Here is an 18945-nt window from a genome sequence, read left to right on the forward strand (position 1 = left end):
GGCCTGTTCGCCTGCGGATGTCAATTCTTGGCTCGCTTTGCCCGTAGGCCAGCAAAGTAATCAACACGTTTTTTCAACTCTCGTTCAAACCCACGATCAACGGGCATGTAGTAAACACCGCGCTTCATACCATCTGGGAAATAGTTCTGCCCCGAAAACGCGTCTTCGGCGTCATGATCGTAGGCATAGCCTGCGCCAAATCCCTGCTCCTTCATCATCTTGGTCGGCGCATTGATGATATGGCTCGGTGGCGGGGTGGAACCTGTGCTTTTCGCGGCGACCACCGCGGCTTTATACCCGACATAGGCGGCGTTCGATTTCGGCGCCAAGGCGACATAGACCAGCGCCTGCGCAAGGGCCAGCTCACCCTCTGGGCTGCCGATGCGTTCGTAGGTATCCCACGATTGCAGACAAACCGCCTGCGCCTGCGGATCAGCAAGCCCAACCTCTTCGACAGCCATACGGGTAATGCGGCGCGCCAAATAACGCGGGTCTTCACCCCCGGCCAGCATACGCGCAAACCAATAAAGCGCGGCATCAGGGTCAGATCCCCGCACAGATTTATGTAACGCACTGATTAGATTGTAATGTTCTTCACCTGACTTGTCGTATTTCGCAGCACGCTTCATCAAACGTTTGGTCAAGTCGTCTGTAGAAAGCTTACCCTCGACCTTCCACGCCGCGACTTGTTCAATCAAGTTCAACAGCGCACGGCCATCACCATCGGCCATCTCAAGCAGCGCTTCGCGGGCGTGACCATCGAGCGGCAACCCGCGGTCCAAGTCCTTCTCGGCACGTTGCGCAAGGCGTTCAAGATCAGCAAGGTCCAGCCGGGTCAGGATCAACACCTGCGAACGGCTTAGCACCGCAGCGTTCAGTTCAAACGACGGATTTTCGGTCGTGGCACCAACCAGAAGAATGGTCCCGTCTTCCATGTAGGGCAGAAATCCATCTTGCTGCGCTTTGTTGAAGCGGTGAATCTCGTCCACGAACAACAACGTACCCTTACCGTTTTGGCGGCGCAGCTTGGCGGCCTCAAAAACTTTGCGTAGGTCCGGCACGCCCGTAAAGATCGCGCTAATCTGGACGAAATGGAGATCCGTTTCATCCGCCAGCAAACGTGCAATTGTCGTCTTACCGACGCCCGGCGGGCCCCAAAAAATCAATGACGACAGCGATCCAGATGCCAACATCGTGCCCAACGGGGCATCTGGGCCAAGAACCTGTTCCTGCCCAATGACATCACCCAACCGCTGTGGACGCAAACGATCGGCCAGCGGGCGGGGGCCAGCGGGTGTATCAGTAGGGGCGGATGCGAATAAGTCAGCCATAGGGGAAACATATGCCTTATCTCAAAAAGCGAAAGCCCCGCGATACCGCGAGGCTTTGCAAAATCTCAACGAAATGTCGGGAAATTAATCCTCGAGAGCTTCGAACTCAGCCAGACGTGCTTTGTCAGCAGAACCTTTAGCATCAACATCGCGGTCTACGAATTCGATGATCGCCATTGGCGCCATGTCACCGTAACGGAAACCAGCTTTCATGATGCGGATGTAACCACCCTGACGGTCTTGGTAGCGTGGCCCCAAGATTTCGAACAGTTTCGCTGTGTGCATTTCTTGCTTCAGGCGTGCGTTTGCCTGACGACGTGCGTGCAGATCACCACGTTTTGCAAGTGTAACAAGCTTTTCAACAATGCGGCGAAGTTCTTTCGCTTTTGGCAATGTTGTTTTGATTTGCTCATGTTCAATGAGCGAGCCAGCCATGTTCGCGAACAGCGCTTTGCGGTGTTCGTGTGTACGGTTCAGGCGGCGGTAACCTCGTGCGTGACGCATTTGATAGTCTCCATTTTGTTTTATGATGGGCCTGCGCTGCGATGACGCCTGCTCCGTTAGTGGGACAGAATTGTCCGAGTATTCCCAGCCCGTGCTGGCATTTGTGCGGATGGGCCCGAAGGCCCACCCAAATTCTTAGAACTGATCTTCGAACTTTTTCGCCAGATCTTCGATGTTGTCCGGCGGCCAATCCTCAACATCCATGCCAAGGTGCAGACCCATGCCTGACAGTACTTCTTTGATTTCATTCAAAGACTTACGGCCAAAGTTAGGTGTGCGCAGCATTTCTGCTTCGGTTTTCTGGATCAGATCACCGATGTAAACGATGTTGTCGTTCTTCAGGCAGTTTGCCGAACGGACAGATAGTTCAAGCTCGTCCACTTTCTTCAGCAGAAGCGGGTTGAACTCAAGACCGTCATCGTCTGCACCAGTAGAAGCAGATTCAGGCTCGTCGAAGTTGACGAAGATAGAAAGTTGATCCTGCAGAATACGTGCTGCGTAAGCAACCGCATCGTCAGGTGTAATCGAACCGTCCGTTTCGACTTTCATCGTCAGCTTATCATAGTCCAAAACCTGACCTTCACGAGTCGGCTGAACGTCATAGCTCACTTTTTTCACAGGCGAATAGATCGCGTCGATGGCAATCATGCCGATCGGTGCGTCTTCTGGCTTGTTCTTGTCTGCAGCAACATAGCCCTTACCGGTATTCACGGTCAGTTCCATGTACAGATCAGCGCCATCATCAAGGTGACAAATAACGTGGTCTTTGTTCAGAACTTCGATTCCAGCAGTTTCTGAAATGTCAGCAGCTGTCACAACGCCAGGGCCTTTGGCCTGAACGGACAAACGCTTTGGGCCTTCGACTTCCATGCGGATAGCGACGCCTTTGAGGTTCAGAACGATGTCAGTGACGTCTTCACGTACACCGGACACGGAAGAGAATTCGTGCAGGACGTTGTCGATCTGTACAGCAGTAATCGCAGCACCTTGCAACGAAGACATCAGTACGCGACGCAGCGCGTTGCCCAATGTCAGACCAAAGCCACGCTCGAGCGGCTCGGCAATCACTGTCGCCTGACGCATCGGGTCGTTACCCGGCTTAACTTCCAATTGAGTTGGTTTAATCAACTCAGCCCAGTTCTTGTGGATCATGTGTCCCTCCATTCCTGTCTGCCTTCATGTCCAAAAGGCAAACGCCCGAGGTTTCAAAATGACGTATTGGGGCCGCGCAATAAATGCACGACCCCAAAGCGTTTGGGTGAAATTAGACGCGGCGGCGCTTTGGTGGGCGGCAACCGTTGTGTGCCATTGGTGTCACGTCACGGATAGATGTGATGTTAAAACCAGCAGCAGCCAGTGCGCGCAATGCGCTTTCACGGCCAGAACCAGGACCCTGCACTTCGACCTCTAGCGTTTTCACGCCGTGATCTTGAGCTTTCTTGCCTGCATCCTCAGCAGCCATCTGAGCAGCATAAGGTGTCGACTTACGTGACCCCTTAAAGCCCATTGTGCCAGCAGACGACCAAGAGATCGCGTTGCCCTGCACATCGGAGATGAGGATTTTTGTGTTGTTGAAAGAAGAGTTCACGTGAGCAACGCCAGCGGCGATGTTCTTGGAGACCTTCTTTTTGGTGCGTTTGGTATCGCGTGCCATCTGTCAGATCTCCCTTATTTCTTCTTACCAGCAATGGCCTTTGCAGGACCCTTGCGTGTACGTGCGTTTGTTGATGTACGCTGCCCACGAACAGGCAGGTTACGACGGTGGCGTAGGCCACGGTAGCAACCAAGGTCCATCAGACGCTTGACGTTCATTGTGACTTCACGACGCAAGTCACCTTCAACTGTCAGGTTCGCGTCGATGTATTCGCGAATCGCCAATACTTCGGCGTCTGACAATTCGTTGACGCGACGTGTGCGGTCAATTTTGACAGCTTCACAGATTTCTTCAGATTTGGCAGGGCCAATTCCGGTGATATAAGTAAGGGCGATTGGAACCCGCTTTGCAGTCGGGATGTTTACGCCGGCGATACGTGCCACGTGTGCAATTCCTTTTGGTTGCGGGTCCGTCATTCCAGACCCTTTTTTCACAACGCAAGCCCGAAGCGATGCGCCCGGGCTTAAGTCATATCGAGGTGGTTGATAGCGTCACGGGTGCGACCCACTAACTATCTATTGATTCCCTTTCGGGATGGCGTTGTTTAGGGGGCATTTCCTATCGGGTCAACCCACCTAAAGTGGAGCGATGGATTTTCTAGAAAATCCACCTGACGCGTAAATTTCTAGAAATTTACGCCAGCGCCGCCGAAATGCTTTTCGCAACATCATCCATGCTGGCCAAGCCATCCACGGATTTCAGATCGCCTTTGGCATAGTAATAACCGACCAGCGGGCTGGTCTGTTTGTAATACGCCATCAGGCGGGTGCGCAGGCTTTCTTCGTTATCATCGGCACGACGTTGGAAATCAGATGCACCGCAGTTGGTGCATTTGTTGCCCGCTGGGATTGGCTTGGTGTTATCGTTATAGACCTCACCACAGTTCCCGCATGTAGAACGGGCAGTAATACGGTCAACGAGGGCCTCATCATCCACTTGCATTTCGATAACGCTGTCAAGGTTTTCACCCATGTCCATCAACAGACGGCCCAAGGCATCAGCCTGCGCCAATGTGCGTGGGAAGCCATCAAAAATGTAACCGTCTGCACCGTTGTCAGCCTCGAGCTGTTCGCGGATCAAGCCGATTACGATGTCGTCGGTCACAAGATTGCCAGCATCCATAACGGCTGCGACTTTCTTGCCCATTTCAGTCCCGCTGGTCCGCGCGGCACGTAACATGTCCCCAGTGCTTAGTTGCACCATGTTTCGTTCTTCAACAAGCTTGCGTGCTTGTGTTCCCTTGCCCGCTCCGGGCGGTCCCAGCAGAATAATGTTCATCGACGCGAAGGCCCCTTACGTTTATTTGCACTGCGTTTACCACGCAGCTGTGATTTCTCAATCAGACCTTCGTATTGATGGGCGACGAGATGCGACTGGACTTGTTGGATCGTATCCATCCCGACCGACACGATGATCAGCACTGACGTACCACCAAAATAGAATGGCACAGACAGTTGCGCCCGGATGATTTCAGGCAATAGCGCAACGAGCGCCAGATAGCCCGAACCAAGCACAAGAATGCGGGTAACAACATAATCCAGATATTCAGCCGTCTTCTTACCTGGACGAATGCCCGGCACGAAGCCGTTTTGGCTTTTTAGGTTTTCAGCAACTTCATCGGTCTTAAAGGCGACTTCACGCGTGTAGAAATACGTGAAGAACACGATCATGCCCCCGAAGAATATCAGATAAAGCGGTTGACCGGGACCAAACAACGCTAAGATCGTCGACATGACTGGTCCAGATGTACCCCCACTGAACGTGCTGATGGTTGTTGGAAGCAACAGCAGCGCAGAGGCAAAGATCGCAGGAATAACGCCGGCTGGGTTTACTTTGATCGGCAGGTGGCTGGACGATCCATCATACACTTTCATACCGCGCTGTTGACGCGGATACTGAATGTGAATTTTCCGAAGCGAACGCTCCATAAATACCACGAACAACAGAACCACACCAACCATCAGCAGAATGCCAATAATTGTCAGTGGGCTGATCGTTCCAGAACGACCTTGGGCAAGGAACTGCGCCATTGCCGCCGGAATTTCAGCGATAATACCAACGAAAATGATCAAAGAGATGCCGTTACCGATCCCGCGCGACGTGATCTGCTCACCAATCCACATCAAAAGCATTGTGCCGCCGACAATAGTGATCACACACGAAGCCCGAAAGAAGAGACCCGGATCAGTCGCGAAACCACCAGCCTCAAGGCCGACAGACAGACCATAGGCCTGCACGGTCGCGAGGAACACAGTGCCGTACCGCGTGTATTGCGTCAGCTTACGGCGACCTTGTTCGCCTTCTTTCTTAAGGTTTTTTAGCGGCTCCCACATTGAGCCAAGCAACTGCATCACGATGGATGCAGAAATGTAAGGCATAATACCAAGGGTAAATATCGCCATACGTGATAGCGCACCACCGGTGAACATAGACAGGATGCCGCCAATACCACTAGAGGCCTGCGTCATGAAATCACGCAATGCGATAGAATCAATACCGGGAACAGGGATATAAGTACCGAGGCGATAAACCATCAGCATCCCGATGGTAAATAGAATGCGCTGACGCAGTTCCGTTGCCTTACCGAACGCGCTCCAACTAATGTTCGAAGCCATTTGCTCTGCTGCAGAAGCCATTTGGGTCTCTTTTCATGCTAAACGCCGCCAGACGGTTTCCCGTTGGCGGCGTTTGGGAAAACTTGAAAGAATATGTAAGCGACGTTACCGCCGCTCACAAGCCTTACTCAGCCGCTGCGACAGTTGCGACAGTCAGTGAACCGCCTGCTTTAGCGACAGCTTCTACAGCGCCCGCAGACGCACCAGTAACAACGATTGTTGCTTTAGCGTTGAAATCGCCCTTAGCAAGAACGCGGATACCGTCTTTTTTGCGACGAACCAGACCTGACGCAATCAGCGCATCTTCGGTGATGTCTGCTTTGATGTCGATCTTGCCTTCGTCGATGAATTTCTGGATCAGGCCAAGGTTTACAACAGCAAATGCCTTGCGGTTCGGCTTGTTAAAGCCACGCTTAGGCAGACGTTGGTAAATTGGCATTTGGCCGCCTTCGAAGCCTTTGATCGCAACACCAGAACGTGACTTTTGACCTTTGATACCACGACCACCGGTTTTACCCATGCCAGAACCTGGACCACGGCCAATGCGTTTCTTGCGTTGTGTTGCGCCTTCGTTATCGTGAAGTTCATTCAGTTTCATGTCGCTTCTCCTTTTGCCGGAACTGACCCCCAGCGACGGGAGCGGTCAAACACGGCGTTAAAATGAATCGGGTCAACGTGATCCGACCCGCGGCGTATAGACGGATGGCGACGCTGGATCAAGTAGGCACAGCACACACAACCCATGGGCGCGCGCATTTGACGCGCAAATAAAAAACGCCGGATGATTTCTCATCCGGCGTATATACTCGTCACTTGTTACTAAAAAGCTATGCGTCGCCGTATGCGGCCTGCTTAGCCACATCGCGGATCGCAATACGTGCCACACCAATATCGTCTAGGTCACGGTCAGACATGCTGTTCAATTGACCGAATACTTCGCGATAAACCGCGCGACGTGCGCTTGCAGCTTTGAAACCTGCAATAGTGTCGTTAACCATGCGACCAAACTGATTGTTGGTCGCGGTCTGGAGGTATGCGTTTGCGTAAGCCATTGTATTTTCCTTCTCGAGCGATGCCCATTTAACGCTGCGGTCAGCGCGGGGGCGTTGAATTCCTTGACCTCAAGATAGGCGTTTCAGAGCCATGCAACAAACGCTGGTTCGGAATTGCTGCTATGCAGCATTGGAATGCCGCAAGTGCAGTATACAGACCAAGATGCGCGTCGCCCCAACCTTTCTCCCTTAGAAAGATCGGGCGACAACCTTTGTTCAGTTAGGTGTTGGCCAAACAAAATCTGCCCGCAAAGCGTCGCTCACTGGGCGCCCATCCGTTGGGCGTGTTTCGCCAGTCTTAGGATCATAGAACGCGTGATACGTTGCCGCCGGAAAAGACGCATCATAGCCCATTAGATTTGGCACAATTGCGCGAATCCTTTTTTCTTTATCGTCGAGCATGATCGGCGTACCGCAATCCGCGCAGGTACATAATTCAAGCGGTCCATCAGGGTTAGCTGCGTTGAACGGCTGACGGTTCAGCCTTGCGGATCCATCAGCCACAAGATCGTTGTGTTTAAAAAACGCAACATGAGTCGTCGGCTGTCCCGTCACGCTTTTGCAGACAGAGCAATGGCAGGTGTGATTGTCGATGGGGTCGGCGTCAGAATAAGTCTTAATATGATCGCAGCCCCCAGAAAGTTTATGAGACATGGTTTCCTCCTCCAAATACGCTAAGCGCGCAAACAGCGCGCACGACGAGATCGGATCACACCCATACGATTCGAGCGATACGGACTTTAGGATTAGGCCAAACGTAGAAACGCCCCCGGTTTCCCGAGGGCGTTTCTAAATCATGTCAACGAAACCCAGACGGGCTGGGTAAGGCGTTAGCCTTTTTCTTCGATGATTTCGACCATGTGGCTGATCGAGTTAACCATGCCACGAACTGAAGGAGTATCTTCCAGTTCTTTAGTACGGTTCATTTTGTTCAGGCCCAGACCGATCAGCGTAGCGCGCTGTTTGGCGGGGCGGCGGATGGGCGAACCCACCTGCTTAACAACAATCGTTTTTGCCATTGTTCAGGTTCCTTACGCGTCTGCTGCTTCAGCAGTGGCGGCAGCAGGTGCTTCGTCACGCTTCGGCAGGATGTCAGCAACCTTTTTGCCACGGCGCTGAGCGACGTTGCGTGGGGATTGCTCTTTAGAAAGGCCATTCATAGTGGCGCGGATCATGTTGTATGGGTTCTGCGAACCAATCGACTTAGAAACAACGTCCTGAACGCCGAGCATTTCGAAAACAGCACGCATTGGACCACCGGCGATGATACCGGTACCAACTGGGGCTGTACGCATAACAACTTTACCGGCGCCGTGACGGCCTTCGATATCGTGGTGCAGTGTCCGGCCGTCGCGCAGGGCAACACGGATCATCTGACGCTTAGCTTGCTCAGTCGCTTTGCGGATCGCTTCAGGTACTTCTTTCGCTTTACCCTTACCGAAACCAACGCGGCCTTTTTGGTCGCCAACAACAACAAGTGCTGCGAAACCAAAGCGCTTACCACCTTTTACGGTTTTAGATACCCGGTTGATTGCGACCAAGCGGTCAGCAAACTCAGGAGCTTGTTCTTCACGGTTGCGGCCGCGGCCGCGGTTTTCACGTTCTGCCATATGTGGCGTCCTTTTATGAATGGTGCATTGCACCGTTTTGTACGATCGCAGTGCCCTTGCAGGCCTGGATCATCGAGAGGGTCCCGAACATGTCCGGGACCCTCTACGCTGTCTTAGACTTTCAAACCGCCTTCACGTGCAGCCTCGGCCAGAGCCTTAACTTTGCCGTGAAAGAGGAAACCACCACGGTCGAAGTAAGCAACTTCGATGCCGGCTTTCTTGGCGCGTTCTGCGATTGCAGCACCCACCTTGGTCGCGGCTTCGATGTTGTTCTTGCCAACCACGCCCAGTGTTTTTTCGAGAGACGAAGCAGACGCGATAGTCACGCCTTTGACGTCGTCGATCAGCTGGACGCTGATGTTTTTGTTCGAGCGGTGAACAGACAGGCGCGCACGCCCTTGGTTCGCTGTAACGCCCTTGATTTTGTTCCGAACGCGCATGCGGCGCTTCAGAAACAGAGTTCTTTTGCTGTTTGCCATCTGTGCGTTCCTTACTTCTTCTTGCCTTCTTTGCGGAAGATGTATTCGCCTTTGTACTTGATACCTTTGCCTTTATAAGGCTCTGGCTTACGCCAAGCGCGGATATTTGCCGCGACCTGACCAACAAGTTGTGCGTCGATACCTTCCACTGTGATTTCGGTTGGCTTTGCAGATGTCACTGTGACACCCTCTGGCACTTCGAAATTCACATCATGGCTGTAGCCCAATGACAGTTTCAGGACATTGCCCTGCATCTGTGCACGGTAACCAACACCCGACAGCTCAAGCTCTTTCTTGAAGCCTTCGGAAACGCCAGTCGCAAGGTTCGCAACCATTGTGCGGCTCATGCCCCACTGCTGGCGCGCGCGCTTGGATTTGCCGCGTGGTTCTACAGTAACAACGTTACCATCAATAGAGATGGTGACGTCGTCAGTGGCCTTAAAAGTCTGGGTCCCTTTAGGGCCCTTAACTTCTACGGTTTGACCTGAAACCGAGGCAGTAACGCCTGCGGGCAGCTCAACCGGTTTTTTACCAATACGAGACATGTTATCCCCTTAGAATACAGTGCAGAGCACTTCGCCGCCAACATTGGCCGCACGTGCGTTTGCATCCGACATCACACCCTTAGAGGTGGAGACAATCGACACACCCAAGCCCTGACGGACAGACGGGAGGTCATTTGGACCCATGTAAACGCGACGGCCAGGCTTAGAAACCCGCTTCACTTCACGAATAACAGGAGTACCCTCGTAGTACTTCAGTTCGATTGCAAAAGCGGGGTGACCGTCTTTGCCATCTTTTTTAGCGTAACCCCGGATGTAACCTTCGTCAGAAAGCACGTCCAGAACCCAACCACGCAGTTTAGAAGCAGGTGTTTCCACCGCCGCTTTGCCGCGCATTTGGCCGTTACGGATGCGTGTTAGCATATCACCGATAGGATCGTTCATCTTATGCTCTCCTTACCAGCTCGACTTGACCATACCAGGAATTTCGCCATTGGAACCAAGGTCCCGCAGCGCGATCCGGCTGATCTTGAGTTTACGGTAGTAGGCGTGTGGACGCCCGGTGAGCTGACAACGGTTGTGAAGACGCGTTGCAGAAGAGTTGCGTGGCAGTTTTGCCAGTTCAAGGGTTGCCTTGAAACGCTCTTCTACGGGCTTTTCTTTGTCGTTGATGATCGCCTTCAGCGCCGCGCGCTTTTCAGCGTACTGGGCCACCAGCTTTTCACGCTTAACTTCGCGTGCGATCATGGATTTCTTAGCCATTTCTAATCTCTCCCTAACGCTTAGCTGTTGAAAGGCATGTTGAAAGCTTTCAACAATGCTTTTGCTTCAGCGTCAGTGTTCGCTGTGGTGCAGATGACGATGTCCATGCCCCAGTTCTCATCGATTTTATCGAAGTTGATCTCGGGGAACACCAGGTGCTCTTTTAGGCCAGTGGCATAGTTGCCGCGACCGTCAAAGGATTTGCCAGATACGCCGCGGAAATCGCGGATACGAGGCATAGCAACTGTGATCAGACGATCCAGGAATTCGTACATTTTATCGCCACGCAAAGTTACCTTTGCACCAAGCGGCATGTCTTCACGAACGCGGAAACCAGCGATTGACTTCTTAGCGCGTGTTGTCATGGCCTTTTGACCGGCGATTGTTGTCAGATCTTCCTGAGCGGATTTTGCTTTCTTGCTGTCACGGACAGCTTCTGCACCGCAGCCGATGTTCAGAACAATTTTGTCCAAACGTGGGATCTGCATGTCGTTCTTATAACTGAACTCTTCTTTCATCGCTGCGCGAATCTTAGAAGCGTATTCAGCCTTCAAACGTGGGGTATAGTTTGCGGTATCAAGCATTAGATCGCATCCCCTGTTGTCTTAGCGAAGCGCACTTTGTTGTCGCCATCCATACGGAAGCCAACGCGTGTTGCTTTGCCATTTTTGTCAACGATTGCCAGGTTTGACAGTTGGATCGGCATCGCCTTTGGCGTGCGGCCACCTTGTGTCGCCTGAGATTGCTTTACGTGACGAACGGCCATGTTTACGCCGTCTACGATTGCTTTGCCTGATTTCGGGTCGATGGACGAGATAGTGCCCTTTTGACCTTTGTCTTTACCGGCAAGAACGATCACGTCGTCACCTTTACGGAGTTTAGCAGCCATAGTTACAGCACCTCCGGAGCAAGCGAGATGATTTTCATGAAGTTTTTCGCACGCAGTTCGCGAACAACTGGGCCAAAGATACGCGTACCCATTGGCTCACCAGCGTTATTCAGGATGACGGCAGCGTTGCTGTCAAAACGAATCGCTGTGCCGTCTTCACGGCGAACTTCTTTTGCGGTGCGCACGACGACGGCCTTACGGACGTCACCTTTCTTTACGCGGCCACGTGGAATGGCTTCTTTCACCGATACTACGATAATGTCACCGACACTCGCGTAACGACGATGTGAGCCACCCAGAACCTTGATGCACTGAACACGGCGAGCGCCGCTGTTGTCAGCAACATCCAGATTGGTCTGCATCTGGATCATTTGGTTTCCTTCCGACCTATGAGGTATTCCCGATTTCCGTCCGGGGCCCCAGGGTTTCGATTAAACTGTTGGTGGACGCCTTAAGACGCGATCACTTCCCAGCGTTTCGTTTTCGACTTCGGTGCACATTCTTGAATGCGTACTTGGTCACCGACGTTGAATGCGTTCTTCTCATCGTGCGCCCGGTATTTCTTGGACTTACGAATAGTTTTCTGAAGCAGCGGGTGCTTATAACGACGCTCTACAGATACTGTGACCGTCTGTTCGTTTTGGTTGCTTGTAACAACCCCAGCTAGGATACGCTTAGGCATAGATTAAGCCTCCGAAGCAGCGGACGCTGCTTTTTCGTTCAGAATTGTTTTTACTTTGGCAGCGTTGCGGCGTGCAGCGCGGATACCAGAAGTGTTTTCAAGTTGGCCTGTGGCCTGCTGAAAGCGCAGGTTAAAGGATTCTTTTTTCAGGTTTACCAGCTCTTCACGGAGCTGATCGGGCGTTTTATCCCGCAGTTCATTGGCGTTCATGCCATTTTCCTTTGTCAACATCACCGGTAGGCCGCACATAGGCGTGACCCGATTCCCGGTGGAGTGGGTGTAGAAGTGCGCCGTTTAGACCTCATCCCCCAATAAAGCAACCCCTGTTTGACCATTGAACCTCTTGGTTTCGTGTCCCGCCGTAGGCCAGCAGCCTTGACGCCCGCACGTTGCTCTCGCTCCCGGCAAAACCATGCGGTATGATCACGCCATGTCTAATATCAAATCGCTTTTCGCGACCCGCCTTTACCAAGCCGCCCTGTCCGAACATGGCGCCATCGACCCAGCCGAGCTGGAGAACTCTTGCCTTGTCATCGCCGATGACGATGAGGCCGGCCAAGAATGGTGCGAGGAACATGGGTTTCCAGGCTATACGTCCTATGCATCGCTTAGCGATCTACCGTGGCGTTTTCCGATCTTTGCTGATCTGGTCAAAAACCTCGACGCGCATGTCGCCGCCTTTGCTAAGGATCTTGAATTTGATCTGGGTGATAAAGAGCTCAAGCTCGAGGATATCTGGATCAACATCCTTCCGCCCGGCGGCATTCACACCGGCCACATCCACCCGCATTCGGTGATCAGCGGCACAACCTATGTCGCTATGCCCGAGGGCGCGAGCGCGCTCAAACTCGAAGACCCGCGCCTGCCCATGATGATGGCCGCACCCACCCGCGTCAAAGACGCCCGCGAGGAATTGCGGTCGTTTATATATGTAAAGCCAGCGGTCGGTGATGTCTTGCTATGGGAAAGCTGGTTACGTCACGAAGTGCCAATGAACATGGCCGAAGAAGACGAACGCATCTCTGTTAGTTTCAACTATAGCTGGGGCTGAGCCCCCACGAGATAACATCCCCACTGTCGTACCAGCGGGGATGTATTGATCGGTTAAGAGAACCAGCCTTTAACCTTGCCCCAAGCGGATTTAGGCGGTTCAGCCCTTTCAGCTTCGGCTGACGCAACCACCTCAACACCGTCAAGCTCTGGCAGTGGCTCTGCTTCGAAATGCTCTTCGTCGGGCTGAACGGAAGCCATTTCCACAACCTTTTCGGTCACGACGTCAGCAAAGGTTGTCAGCTTAGTCAGTGTTGCTGGCCCCGCCATACCGTCAGCTGCTAGGCCATTCTTGGCTTGGAATTCAGCGACAGATTTCGCCGTACCCGCGCCAAAGATACCGTCAGCATCAATGCCAAGGCCTTCTTGTAGTTTCTTAACCTGCGCACCGCGTGAACCTTTGCGCAGCAGGATCAATTCAGGCAAACCAATCGCCGCAAAAGTATCAGGACCAGCAATGCCGTCAGCCGCCAAGCCGTTAGCGGCCTGCCATTCTTTCAGTGCTTTTTCAGTACCGGGACCAAAGTCGCCGTCGGCAGTAACGCCAAGTTTCGCCTGAAGGCGTTTAACAGGAGCGCCTTTGAGGCCGCGTTTCAAAATAGACATATTGTTTTCCCTGTGTCTGTAAATTCGATGCAGGCCGGGCCTGCAACAGTAACGCTACACCGAAGATGTAACACCAGTGAGGGGGAAAACGGGCGCGATCGACGCACACTGATCGCCACTTAGACTGTACTCACGATAAAACCCCCGCTGATTTCTCAACGGGGGTTTCAATTTCTTAGACGTCGGGATGTTACTCCCTACGGCTTACCAGTCTTCACGAACGATTGTACGTGTTTTGATCGGCAGCTTCATCGCAGCAAGGCGCAGTGCTTCGCGTGCGATGTCTTCGTTGACGCCGTCGATTTCGAACATCACGCGGCCAGGTTTAACCTTGCATGCCCAAAAATCGATAGAACCTTTACCTTTACCCATACGAACTTCGACGGGCTTAGATGTAACAGGGGTGTCAGGAAAGATACGGATCCAAACGCGGCCTTGACGCTTCATGTGACGCGTCATTGCACGGCGTGCAGCTTCGATCTGACGCGCTGTGATCCGCTCTGGTTCAATAGCCTTCAGGCCATATGTACCAAAGTTCAGATCAGAACCGCCCTTTGCTTCACCACGGATACGGCCTTTGTGCAGTTTCCGGTGTTTTGTACGCTTTGGTTGTAGCATTTATCTAGCTCCTTAGCGACGGCCAGCGCCGCGAGGGATGGAACCCTCTTGCAGCTCGGCGTGTTTACGATCGTGCGCTGACGGGTCGTGCTCCATGATATCACCTTTGTAGATGAATACCTTGATGCCGATGATCCCATAAGGTGTCATAGCTTCGAACAATGCATAGTCGATGTCGGCACGCAGTGTGTGCAAAGGCACACGACCTTCGCGGTACCATTCAGTACGCGCGATTTCAGCACCGCCCAGACGACCAGCAAGGTTGACCCGGATACCCAGGGCGCCCATGCGCATCGCATTCTGAACCGAACGCTTCATGGCGCGACGGAAAGATACACGGCGTTCCAGCTGCTGACCGATGGATTCAGCAACAAGTGCTGCGTCCAGCTCGGGCTTACGCACTTCAACGATGTTCAGGTGCAGTTCTGATGCGGTCAGTTTAGCAAGTTTCTGACGCAGACCTTCGATGTCTGCACCTTTCTTACCAATGATCACACCAGGACGCGCAGCGTGGATCGTAACGCGGCACTTTTTGTGCGGACGTTCGATGATCACGCGGCTAATACCAGCCTGTGCACATTCTTTTTTGATGAAGTCTTTGATCTTTAGATCTTCTAGCAGCAGATCACCATAATCTTTGGTGTCAGCGTACCAGCGGCTGTCCCAGGTGCGGTTGACCTGAAGACGCATACCGATAGGGTTTACTTTGTTACCCATTATGATTGCTCCTCAACTTGGCGAACCACAATTGTGATTTCCGAGAATGGCTTGATGATCTTGCCGAAACGACCACGTGCCCGCGGGCGACCGCGTTTCATGATCAGGTTCTTGCCGCAATATGCTTCTGCAACAACCAGTTCATCAACATCAAGGTTGTGGTTGTTTTCAGCATTCGCGATGGCAGACTGAAGACATTTCTTCACGTCATCAGAAATCCGCTTTTTGGAGAAAGTCAGATCAGTCAGAGCCTGCTCAACTTTCTTACCACGGATCAGTGCCGCAACGAGGTTTAGCTTTTGTGGCGAAGTACGGAGCATGCGCAGTTTTGCACGTGCTTCGTTGTCGGCCACGCGGCGGGGATTAGTATCCTTGCTCATGGCTTATTTCCGCTTCGCTTTTTTGTCAGCTGCGTGGCCATAATAGGTGCGTGTTGGTGAATACTCACCGAACTTTTGACCGATCATGTCTTCAGAGACGTTAACAGGGATGTGCTTCTTGCCGTTGTACACACCAAAAGTGAGACCAACAAACTGAGGCAGAATAGTTGAACGACGAGACCAAATTTTGATCACTTCGTTGCGACCGCTTTCGCGTGATGCTTCTGCCTTTTTCAAGACATAGGCGTCGACGAACGGGCCTTTCCAGACGGAACGAGCCATAATTACCGACCCTTCTTCTTGGCGTGACGCGAACGTACGATAAGACGCTGCGACGCTTTGTTTTTGTTACGGGTACGCTTGCCCTTGGTGTCTTTACCCCAAGGTGTCACAGGCGTACGACCACCAGATGTCCGGCCTTCACCACCACCGTGGGGGTGATCGATCGGGTTCATCGCAACACCACGAACCGAAGGACGGATGCCTTTGTGGCGCATACGGCCGGCTTTACCGAAGTTCTGGTTAGAGTGGTCAGAGTTTGACACAGCACCGACAGTTGCCATGCATTCCTGACGTACCAGACGCAATTCGCCAGAAGACAGGCGGATCTGCGCATAGCCACCGTCACGACCGACGAACTGTGCGTATGTACCAGCAGCACGAGCGATTTGACCGCCCTTACCGGGTTTCATTTCGATGTTGTGAACGATCGTACCGATAGGCATGCCTGAGAAAGGCATCGCGTTACCTGGCTTAATGTCAGCCTTGGCAGATGCGATCACCTTGTCGCCAACAGCCAAACGCTGAGGGGCAAGGATATAGTTTTGTGTACCGTCTTCGTACTGGATCAGCGCAATGAATGCGGTCCGGTTCGGGTCATATTCAATACGAGCAACAACAGCGGACATGTCCAGCTTGTTACGTTTGAAATCAACGATACGGTAAAGGCGCTTTGCACCCCCACCAATGCGACGCATTGTGATTCGTCCGGTGTTGTTCCGGCCGCCCGATTTTGTCAGACCCTGTGTAAGGGACTTGACTGGACGTCCTTTCCAAAGCTCCGAACGGTCGATCAGCACCAACCCACGTTGGCCTGGCGTCGTCGGCTTATACGACTTTAATGCCATGTTAGCTTCTTCCGTTTGCTTAGGAGGGCCTGTTTCCAGACCCCGAAGTTATAGGCCCCCGTAGGTGCCCTGAGTAATAAAAGCGCAGCCCCGGACGAATCCGAGGCTGTGCGATTGCTGGCGTATAGCGGCGGATGGCGTTGAGGGCAAGTAGGAACAGGTTGTTTTGTCAGCAACCTATAAGGGATCAAGTCGAGAATGTATGCTGTAACTGCGCGCGGAGGATCTTTGCTTTATGCTTAGTGATCGTGATGTCGATCGCCTTGACTTTCAACCCAAGTCACCACTGCTACACCTGCCGTCAAGTAAGATACCAAAACACCTTGGTTGTCATGTGACCTATAAGAAACTGAAATAAAAACGTCACAACACAGAGCTAGCTGAGCGCAATGCACCGCGCACCTTATATTTCATTTTGGCGCCCGCGGTGTGCATCTTAGAAAGGACTATACGATGCCCGCTCAGAAGCCCAGCGTCATCAAGCTGACACTCACCAGCACGATGGCTGCGCTCTTTACCACCACTGCTATGGCAGACCCGCAGCCTGTTGGCGCAGAATTTATTGCCCCCCTTCCGGATGTTGCCTATCCGCTGCCCGTAGTTAAGAACTACATCCACCAGACAGGTCAAACCGCCGATGGCGCAGAGATCAACAAATATGACCGTACACATAACCCGATCATCGCGATCCTATCCGGGTTCGATGCCATTTGGACTGTCGGCTTGGATGATTGGCACTCCGGTGGTGCGACGGGTTCCGGCAACAAAGACTATTCTCAGGTACAGATCATCGACGCCGATACGTGGGCAGCCAACGTAGCCTACGTTGTTGACGTGACCGACAACCTTGGCACGCATGCTGCGCTTCGTGCCTATCTGGACGATCGCCGCCACAAAGGGGTTTCAGTGCTCGACGGCTTTGGCCCACTTGAGGCCGCCTATGTTGCGAATGCCCGCGCTGGATCTACAATTGACCTGAATACGGACACGAACATCGTCTTAGAAGGTAAGATCGACGACCACGGCCGAGGCCCCGGCCTGACCAGCGCGCCGCTAGGTACGTTCGTTGAATTCATGTCCGCCATGCGCGGACCAGAGGGAACGACATCACCGTCCAAATATTTCTATTCCTCACCCCGCCCATGGCGGATGAATGATGCGGGGGAAGTGGTTGAGATCGGCACCGATATGGTGCGCAGTCAGGAAATCAACGCCTATGACACCAATGTCAACGTCATCCCTGCCCTGCTGAACGCCCGTGAAATTCGTGGCCGTCATAAAGATGCCGGTTACCCATCAGGTCATACAAATGCGGGCTACATTTCGGCGATCACATATGCCTATGCTGCGCCCCAGCGGTATTCAGAAATGCTCACCCGCGCGTCAGAGCTGGGCGAAAGCCGGATTACAGCTGGGATGCATTCGCCACTGGATGTCATCGGTGGGCGTATCATGTCGACCGCTGTCATGGCCGCATATCTAAACGATCCCCGTTATGCGAACCTAAAGGTCGCAGCTTATGACAACATGCAATCCGTCATGGGCGAACAGCTGCAAGACGGTGAGAGCCTAATGGATCTCGCGCAGTCTGGCCTGAACGATGCATGGCCAGATGATGAGACAAACAAAGCACTATACCAGTTCCGCATGACCTATGGTCTGCCGCAGGACACAAGCCAAGCTGGCCAAGACATGATTGTACCACAGGGTGCAGAAGCATTGCTTGAAACGCGCTTACCTTATCTTAGCGATGAACAGCGCCGTGCGGTACTTTATACAACAGGCATCGACAGCGGTTGGGCCGTGTTGGATGCGTCAAACGGTTGGGGGCGTTTGAACTTGGTTGCCGCCGCCGATGGCTATGGCAAATTCTTAGGTGATGTAACCGTTGATATGGATATTGCCAAAGGGACCTTTAATGCAGCCGACGATTGGGGGAACGACATCTCTGGTCCCGGAATGCTGACTAAACGTGGTAGCGGTGAACTTAGACTGTCCGGTGAAAACAGCTTTATGGGTGGGATCACACTGGAAAACGGAACACTCACGGCAGCATCAGCAACAGCTTTTGGCACTGGTGATGTTCTGGTGACAGGTGGCATGATCAACATCTCAGTGCCTGACTTTGCTCATGCTGGCGAAATCAACGTTAAAGCAGGGAACCTTTACTACAGCTTTGATGAAGCACCCGAAGCCGGCGCACAAATCACAATCCTAAAGGCTGACACCTTGAACGGTGAATTCGATGAAATTATCATTGAAGGCGCAAATGGCTTCATCGAAATGGTCGATAATGCAATTATTTTCACTGCAAGCTAAAACACAACAAGGGGCGGTTTTCCGCCCCTTACCCCCGTGGGTGCCGA

Annotated in this window: 29 protein-coding genes; 2 read left to right on the forward strand and 27 right to left on the reverse strand. The window is 52.8% G+C overall.

The genetic code is table 11. The features are described 5' to 3' along the window. Nucleotides 1-20 precede the first annotated feature (20 nt). From CYQ09_RS13675 to rpmC, 21 genes are all read right to left on the reverse strand, one after another. Nucleotides 21-1331 carry a replication-associated recombination protein A gene (locus CYQ09_RS13675; RefSeq protein WP_106745976.1) on the reverse strand — a complete coding sequence of 437 codons (1311 nt, stop codon included), beginning with the start codon at nucleotides 1329-1331 and terminating at the stop codon, nucleotides 21-23. 84 nt (nucleotides 1332-1415) lie between these two features. After that, nucleotides 1416-1835, reverse strand: a complete 420-nt coding sequence (gene rplQ / locus CYQ09_RS13680; protein WP_106745977.1) for a 50S ribosomal protein L17 — start codon at nucleotides 1833-1835, stop codon at nucleotides 1416-1418. Nucleotides 1836-1970: 135 nt separating this feature from the next. After that, nucleotides 1971-2987, reverse strand: a complete 1017-nt coding sequence (locus CYQ09_RS13685; protein WP_162617680.1) for a DNA-directed RNA polymerase subunit alpha — start codon at nucleotides 2985-2987, stop codon at nucleotides 1971-1973. 112 nt (nucleotides 2988-3099) lie between these two features. Next, on the reverse strand, nucleotides 3100-3489 hold the full coding sequence (gene rpsK / locus CYQ09_RS13690; RefSeq protein WP_090194871.1) for a 30S ribosomal protein S11: 390 nt from the start codon (nucleotides 3487-3489) through the stop codon (nucleotides 3100-3102). 14 nt (nucleotides 3490-3503) lie between these two features. Beyond that, nucleotides 3504-3872: a 30S ribosomal protein S13 gene (gene rpsM, locus CYQ09_RS13695; protein ID WP_106358487.1), complete on the reverse strand. Its 369-nt coding sequence runs from the start codon at nucleotides 3870-3872 to the stop codon at nucleotides 3504-3506. 250 nt (nucleotides 3873-4122) lie between these two features. Next, nucleotides 4123-4767 carry an adenylate kinase gene (locus CYQ09_RS13700; protein WP_106745978.1) on the reverse strand — a complete coding sequence of 215 codons (645 nt, stop codon included), beginning with the start codon at nucleotides 4765-4767 and terminating at the stop codon, nucleotides 4123-4125. Next, the gene (gene secY / locus CYQ09_RS13705) at nucleotides 4764-6104 is read right to left on the reverse strand and encodes a preprotein translocase subunit SecY (RefSeq protein WP_106358486.1); all 1341 of its coding nucleotides are present in this window, start codon (nucleotides 6102-6104) and stop codon (nucleotides 4764-4766) included. The genes CYQ09_RS13700 and secY overlap by 4 nt, the downstream gene beginning before the upstream one ends. A 124-nt stretch (nucleotides 6105-6228) precedes the next feature. Further along, on the reverse strand, nucleotides 6229-6702 hold the full coding sequence (rplO, locus tag CYQ09_RS13710) for a 50S ribosomal protein L15 (protein WP_106745979.1): 474 nt from the start codon (nucleotides 6700-6702) through the stop codon (nucleotides 6229-6231). 229 nt (nucleotides 6703-6931) lie between these two features. Continuing rightward, nucleotides 6932-7156: a DUF1127 domain-containing protein gene (locus tag CYQ09_RS13715; RefSeq protein WP_106745980.1), complete on the reverse strand. Its 225-nt coding sequence runs from the start codon at nucleotides 7154-7156 to the stop codon at nucleotides 6932-6934. A gap of 216 nt (nucleotides 7157-7372) precedes the next feature. After that, nucleotides 7373-7810, reverse strand: a complete 438-nt coding sequence (locus CYQ09_RS13720; protein WP_106745981.1) for a GFA family protein — start codon at nucleotides 7808-7810, stop codon at nucleotides 7373-7375. A gap of 176 nt (nucleotides 7811-7986) precedes the next feature. Further along, complete coding sequence (rpmD, locus tag CYQ09_RS13725; RefSeq protein ID WP_090194856.1) at nucleotides 7987-8175, reverse strand: 50S ribosomal protein L30; 189 nt, start codon at nucleotides 8173-8175, stop codon at nucleotides 7987-7989. Nucleotides 8176-8187: 12 nt separating this feature from the next. Next, nucleotides 8188-8766, reverse strand: coding sequence for a 30S ribosomal protein S5 (gene rpsE, locus CYQ09_RS13730; RefSeq protein ID WP_106358396.1), 579 nt, complete (start codon nucleotides 8764-8766; stop codon nucleotides 8188-8190). Between the two features lie 113 nt (nucleotides 8767-8879). Beyond that, entirely contained in the window at nucleotides 8880-9245 is a 366-nt protein-coding gene (rplR, locus tag CYQ09_RS13735; RefSeq protein WP_106745982.1) for a 50S ribosomal protein L18, read from the reverse strand. 11 nt (nucleotides 9246-9256) lie between these two features. Beyond that, nucleotides 9257-9790 (reverse strand): 50S ribosomal protein L6, encoded by a 534-nt coding sequence (gene rplF / locus CYQ09_RS13740; protein ID WP_106745983.1) that lies wholly within the window; start codon nucleotides 9788-9790, stop codon nucleotides 9257-9259. A gap of 9 nt (nucleotides 9791-9799) precedes the next feature. Then, the gene (gene rpsH / locus CYQ09_RS13745) at nucleotides 9800-10192 is read right to left on the reverse strand and encodes a 30S ribosomal protein S8 (protein WP_106358393.1); all 393 of its coding nucleotides are present in this window, start codon (nucleotides 10190-10192) and stop codon (nucleotides 9800-9802) included. Between the two features lie 12 nt (nucleotides 10193-10204). Further along, nucleotides 10205-10510 carry a 30S ribosomal protein S14 gene (gene rpsN, locus CYQ09_RS13750; RefSeq protein WP_045997898.1) on the reverse strand — a complete coding sequence of 102 codons (306 nt, stop codon included), beginning with the start codon at nucleotides 10508-10510 and terminating at the stop codon, nucleotides 10205-10207. Nucleotides 10511-10530: 20 nt separating this feature from the next. Further along, a complete protein-coding gene (rplE, locus tag CYQ09_RS13755) occupies nucleotides 10531-11094 on the reverse strand; it encodes a 50S ribosomal protein L5 (RefSeq protein ID WP_106745984.1) in 564 nt (187 codons plus the stop codon). Then, on the reverse strand, nucleotides 11094-11399 hold the full coding sequence (rplX, locus tag CYQ09_RS13760; RefSeq protein WP_090194839.1) for a 50S ribosomal protein L24: 306 nt from the start codon (nucleotides 11397-11399) through the stop codon (nucleotides 11094-11096). The genes rplE and rplX overlap by 1 nt, the downstream gene beginning before the upstream one ends. Nucleotides 11400-11401: 2 nt before the next feature. Beyond that, complete coding sequence (gene rplN / locus CYQ09_RS13765) at nucleotides 11402-11770, reverse strand: 50S ribosomal protein L14 (RefSeq protein ID WP_106358391.1); 369 nt, start codon at nucleotides 11768-11770, stop codon at nucleotides 11402-11404. An 80-nt stretch (nucleotides 11771-11850) separates the two neighbouring features. Further along, the gene (gene rpsQ, locus CYQ09_RS13770) at nucleotides 11851-12081 is read right to left on the reverse strand and encodes a 30S ribosomal protein S17 (RefSeq protein WP_106358390.1); all 231 of its coding nucleotides are present in this window, start codon (nucleotides 12079-12081) and stop codon (nucleotides 11851-11853) included. Nucleotides 12082-12084: 3 nt separating this feature from the next. Continuing rightward, nucleotides 12085-12291, reverse strand: coding sequence for a 50S ribosomal protein L29 (rpmC, locus tag CYQ09_RS13775; protein WP_106746176.1), 207 nt, complete (start codon nucleotides 12289-12291; stop codon nucleotides 12085-12087). Between the two features lie 220 nt (nucleotides 12292-12511). Here rpmC and CYQ09_RS13780 point away from each other — a divergent pair, with 220 nt between their 5' ends. After that, the gene (locus tag CYQ09_RS13780; protein ID WP_106746177.1) at nucleotides 12512-13132 is read left to right on the forward strand and encodes a 2OG-Fe(II) oxygenase family protein; all 621 of its coding nucleotides are present in this window, start codon (nucleotides 12512-12514) and stop codon (nucleotides 13130-13132) included. Nucleotides 13133-13185: 53 nt separating this feature from the next. On the opposite strand, the gene CYQ09_RS13785 is transcribed toward CYQ09_RS13780, so the two are convergent. From CYQ09_RS13785 to rplB, 6 genes are all read right to left on the reverse strand, one after another. Further along, on the reverse strand, nucleotides 13186-13737 hold the full coding sequence (locus CYQ09_RS13785) for a peptidoglycan-binding domain-containing protein (RefSeq protein ID WP_106745985.1): 552 nt from the start codon (nucleotides 13735-13737) through the stop codon (nucleotides 13186-13188). Nucleotides 13738-13941: 204 nt separating this feature from the next. Beyond that, nucleotides 13942-14355 carry a 50S ribosomal protein L16 gene (gene rplP, locus CYQ09_RS13790; RefSeq protein WP_106745986.1) on the reverse strand — a complete coding sequence of 138 codons (414 nt, stop codon included), beginning with the start codon at nucleotides 14353-14355 and terminating at the stop codon, nucleotides 13942-13944. Between the two features lie 12 nt (nucleotides 14356-14367). Further along, nucleotides 14368-15072, reverse strand: a complete 705-nt coding sequence (gene rpsC / locus CYQ09_RS13795) for a 30S ribosomal protein S3 (RefSeq protein ID WP_106745987.1) — start codon at nucleotides 15070-15072, stop codon at nucleotides 14368-14370. After that, entirely contained in the window at nucleotides 15072-15452 is a 381-nt protein-coding gene (gene rplV / locus CYQ09_RS13800; protein WP_106745988.1) for a 50S ribosomal protein L22, read from the reverse strand. Before rplV ends, rpsC begins: the two co-directional genes overlap by 1 nt. Before the next feature lie 3 nt (nucleotides 15453-15455). After that, the gene (rpsS, locus tag CYQ09_RS13805) at nucleotides 15456-15734 is read right to left on the reverse strand and encodes a 30S ribosomal protein S19 (RefSeq protein WP_008236480.1); all 279 of its coding nucleotides are present in this window, start codon (nucleotides 15732-15734) and stop codon (nucleotides 15456-15458) included. Between the two features lie 2 nt (nucleotides 15735-15736). Next, entirely contained in the window at nucleotides 15737-16579 is an 843-nt protein-coding gene (gene rplB / locus CYQ09_RS13810; RefSeq protein WP_106745989.1) for a 50S ribosomal protein L2, read from the reverse strand. Nucleotides 16580-17032: 453 nt separating this feature from the next. Between rplB and CYQ09_RS13815 the strand changes: the two genes are divergently transcribed. After that, a complete protein-coding gene (locus tag CYQ09_RS13815; RefSeq protein ID WP_106745990.1) occupies nucleotides 17033-18898 on the forward strand; it encodes an acid phosphatase in 1866 nt (621 codons plus the stop codon). The last annotated feature ends 47 nt before the right edge of the window (nucleotides 18899-18945 follow it).

Source organism: Yoonia maritima (assembly GCF_002933395.1).
GTDB lineage: Bacteria > Pseudomonadota > Alphaproteobacteria > Rhodobacterales > Rhodobacteraceae > Yoonia > Yoonia maritima_A.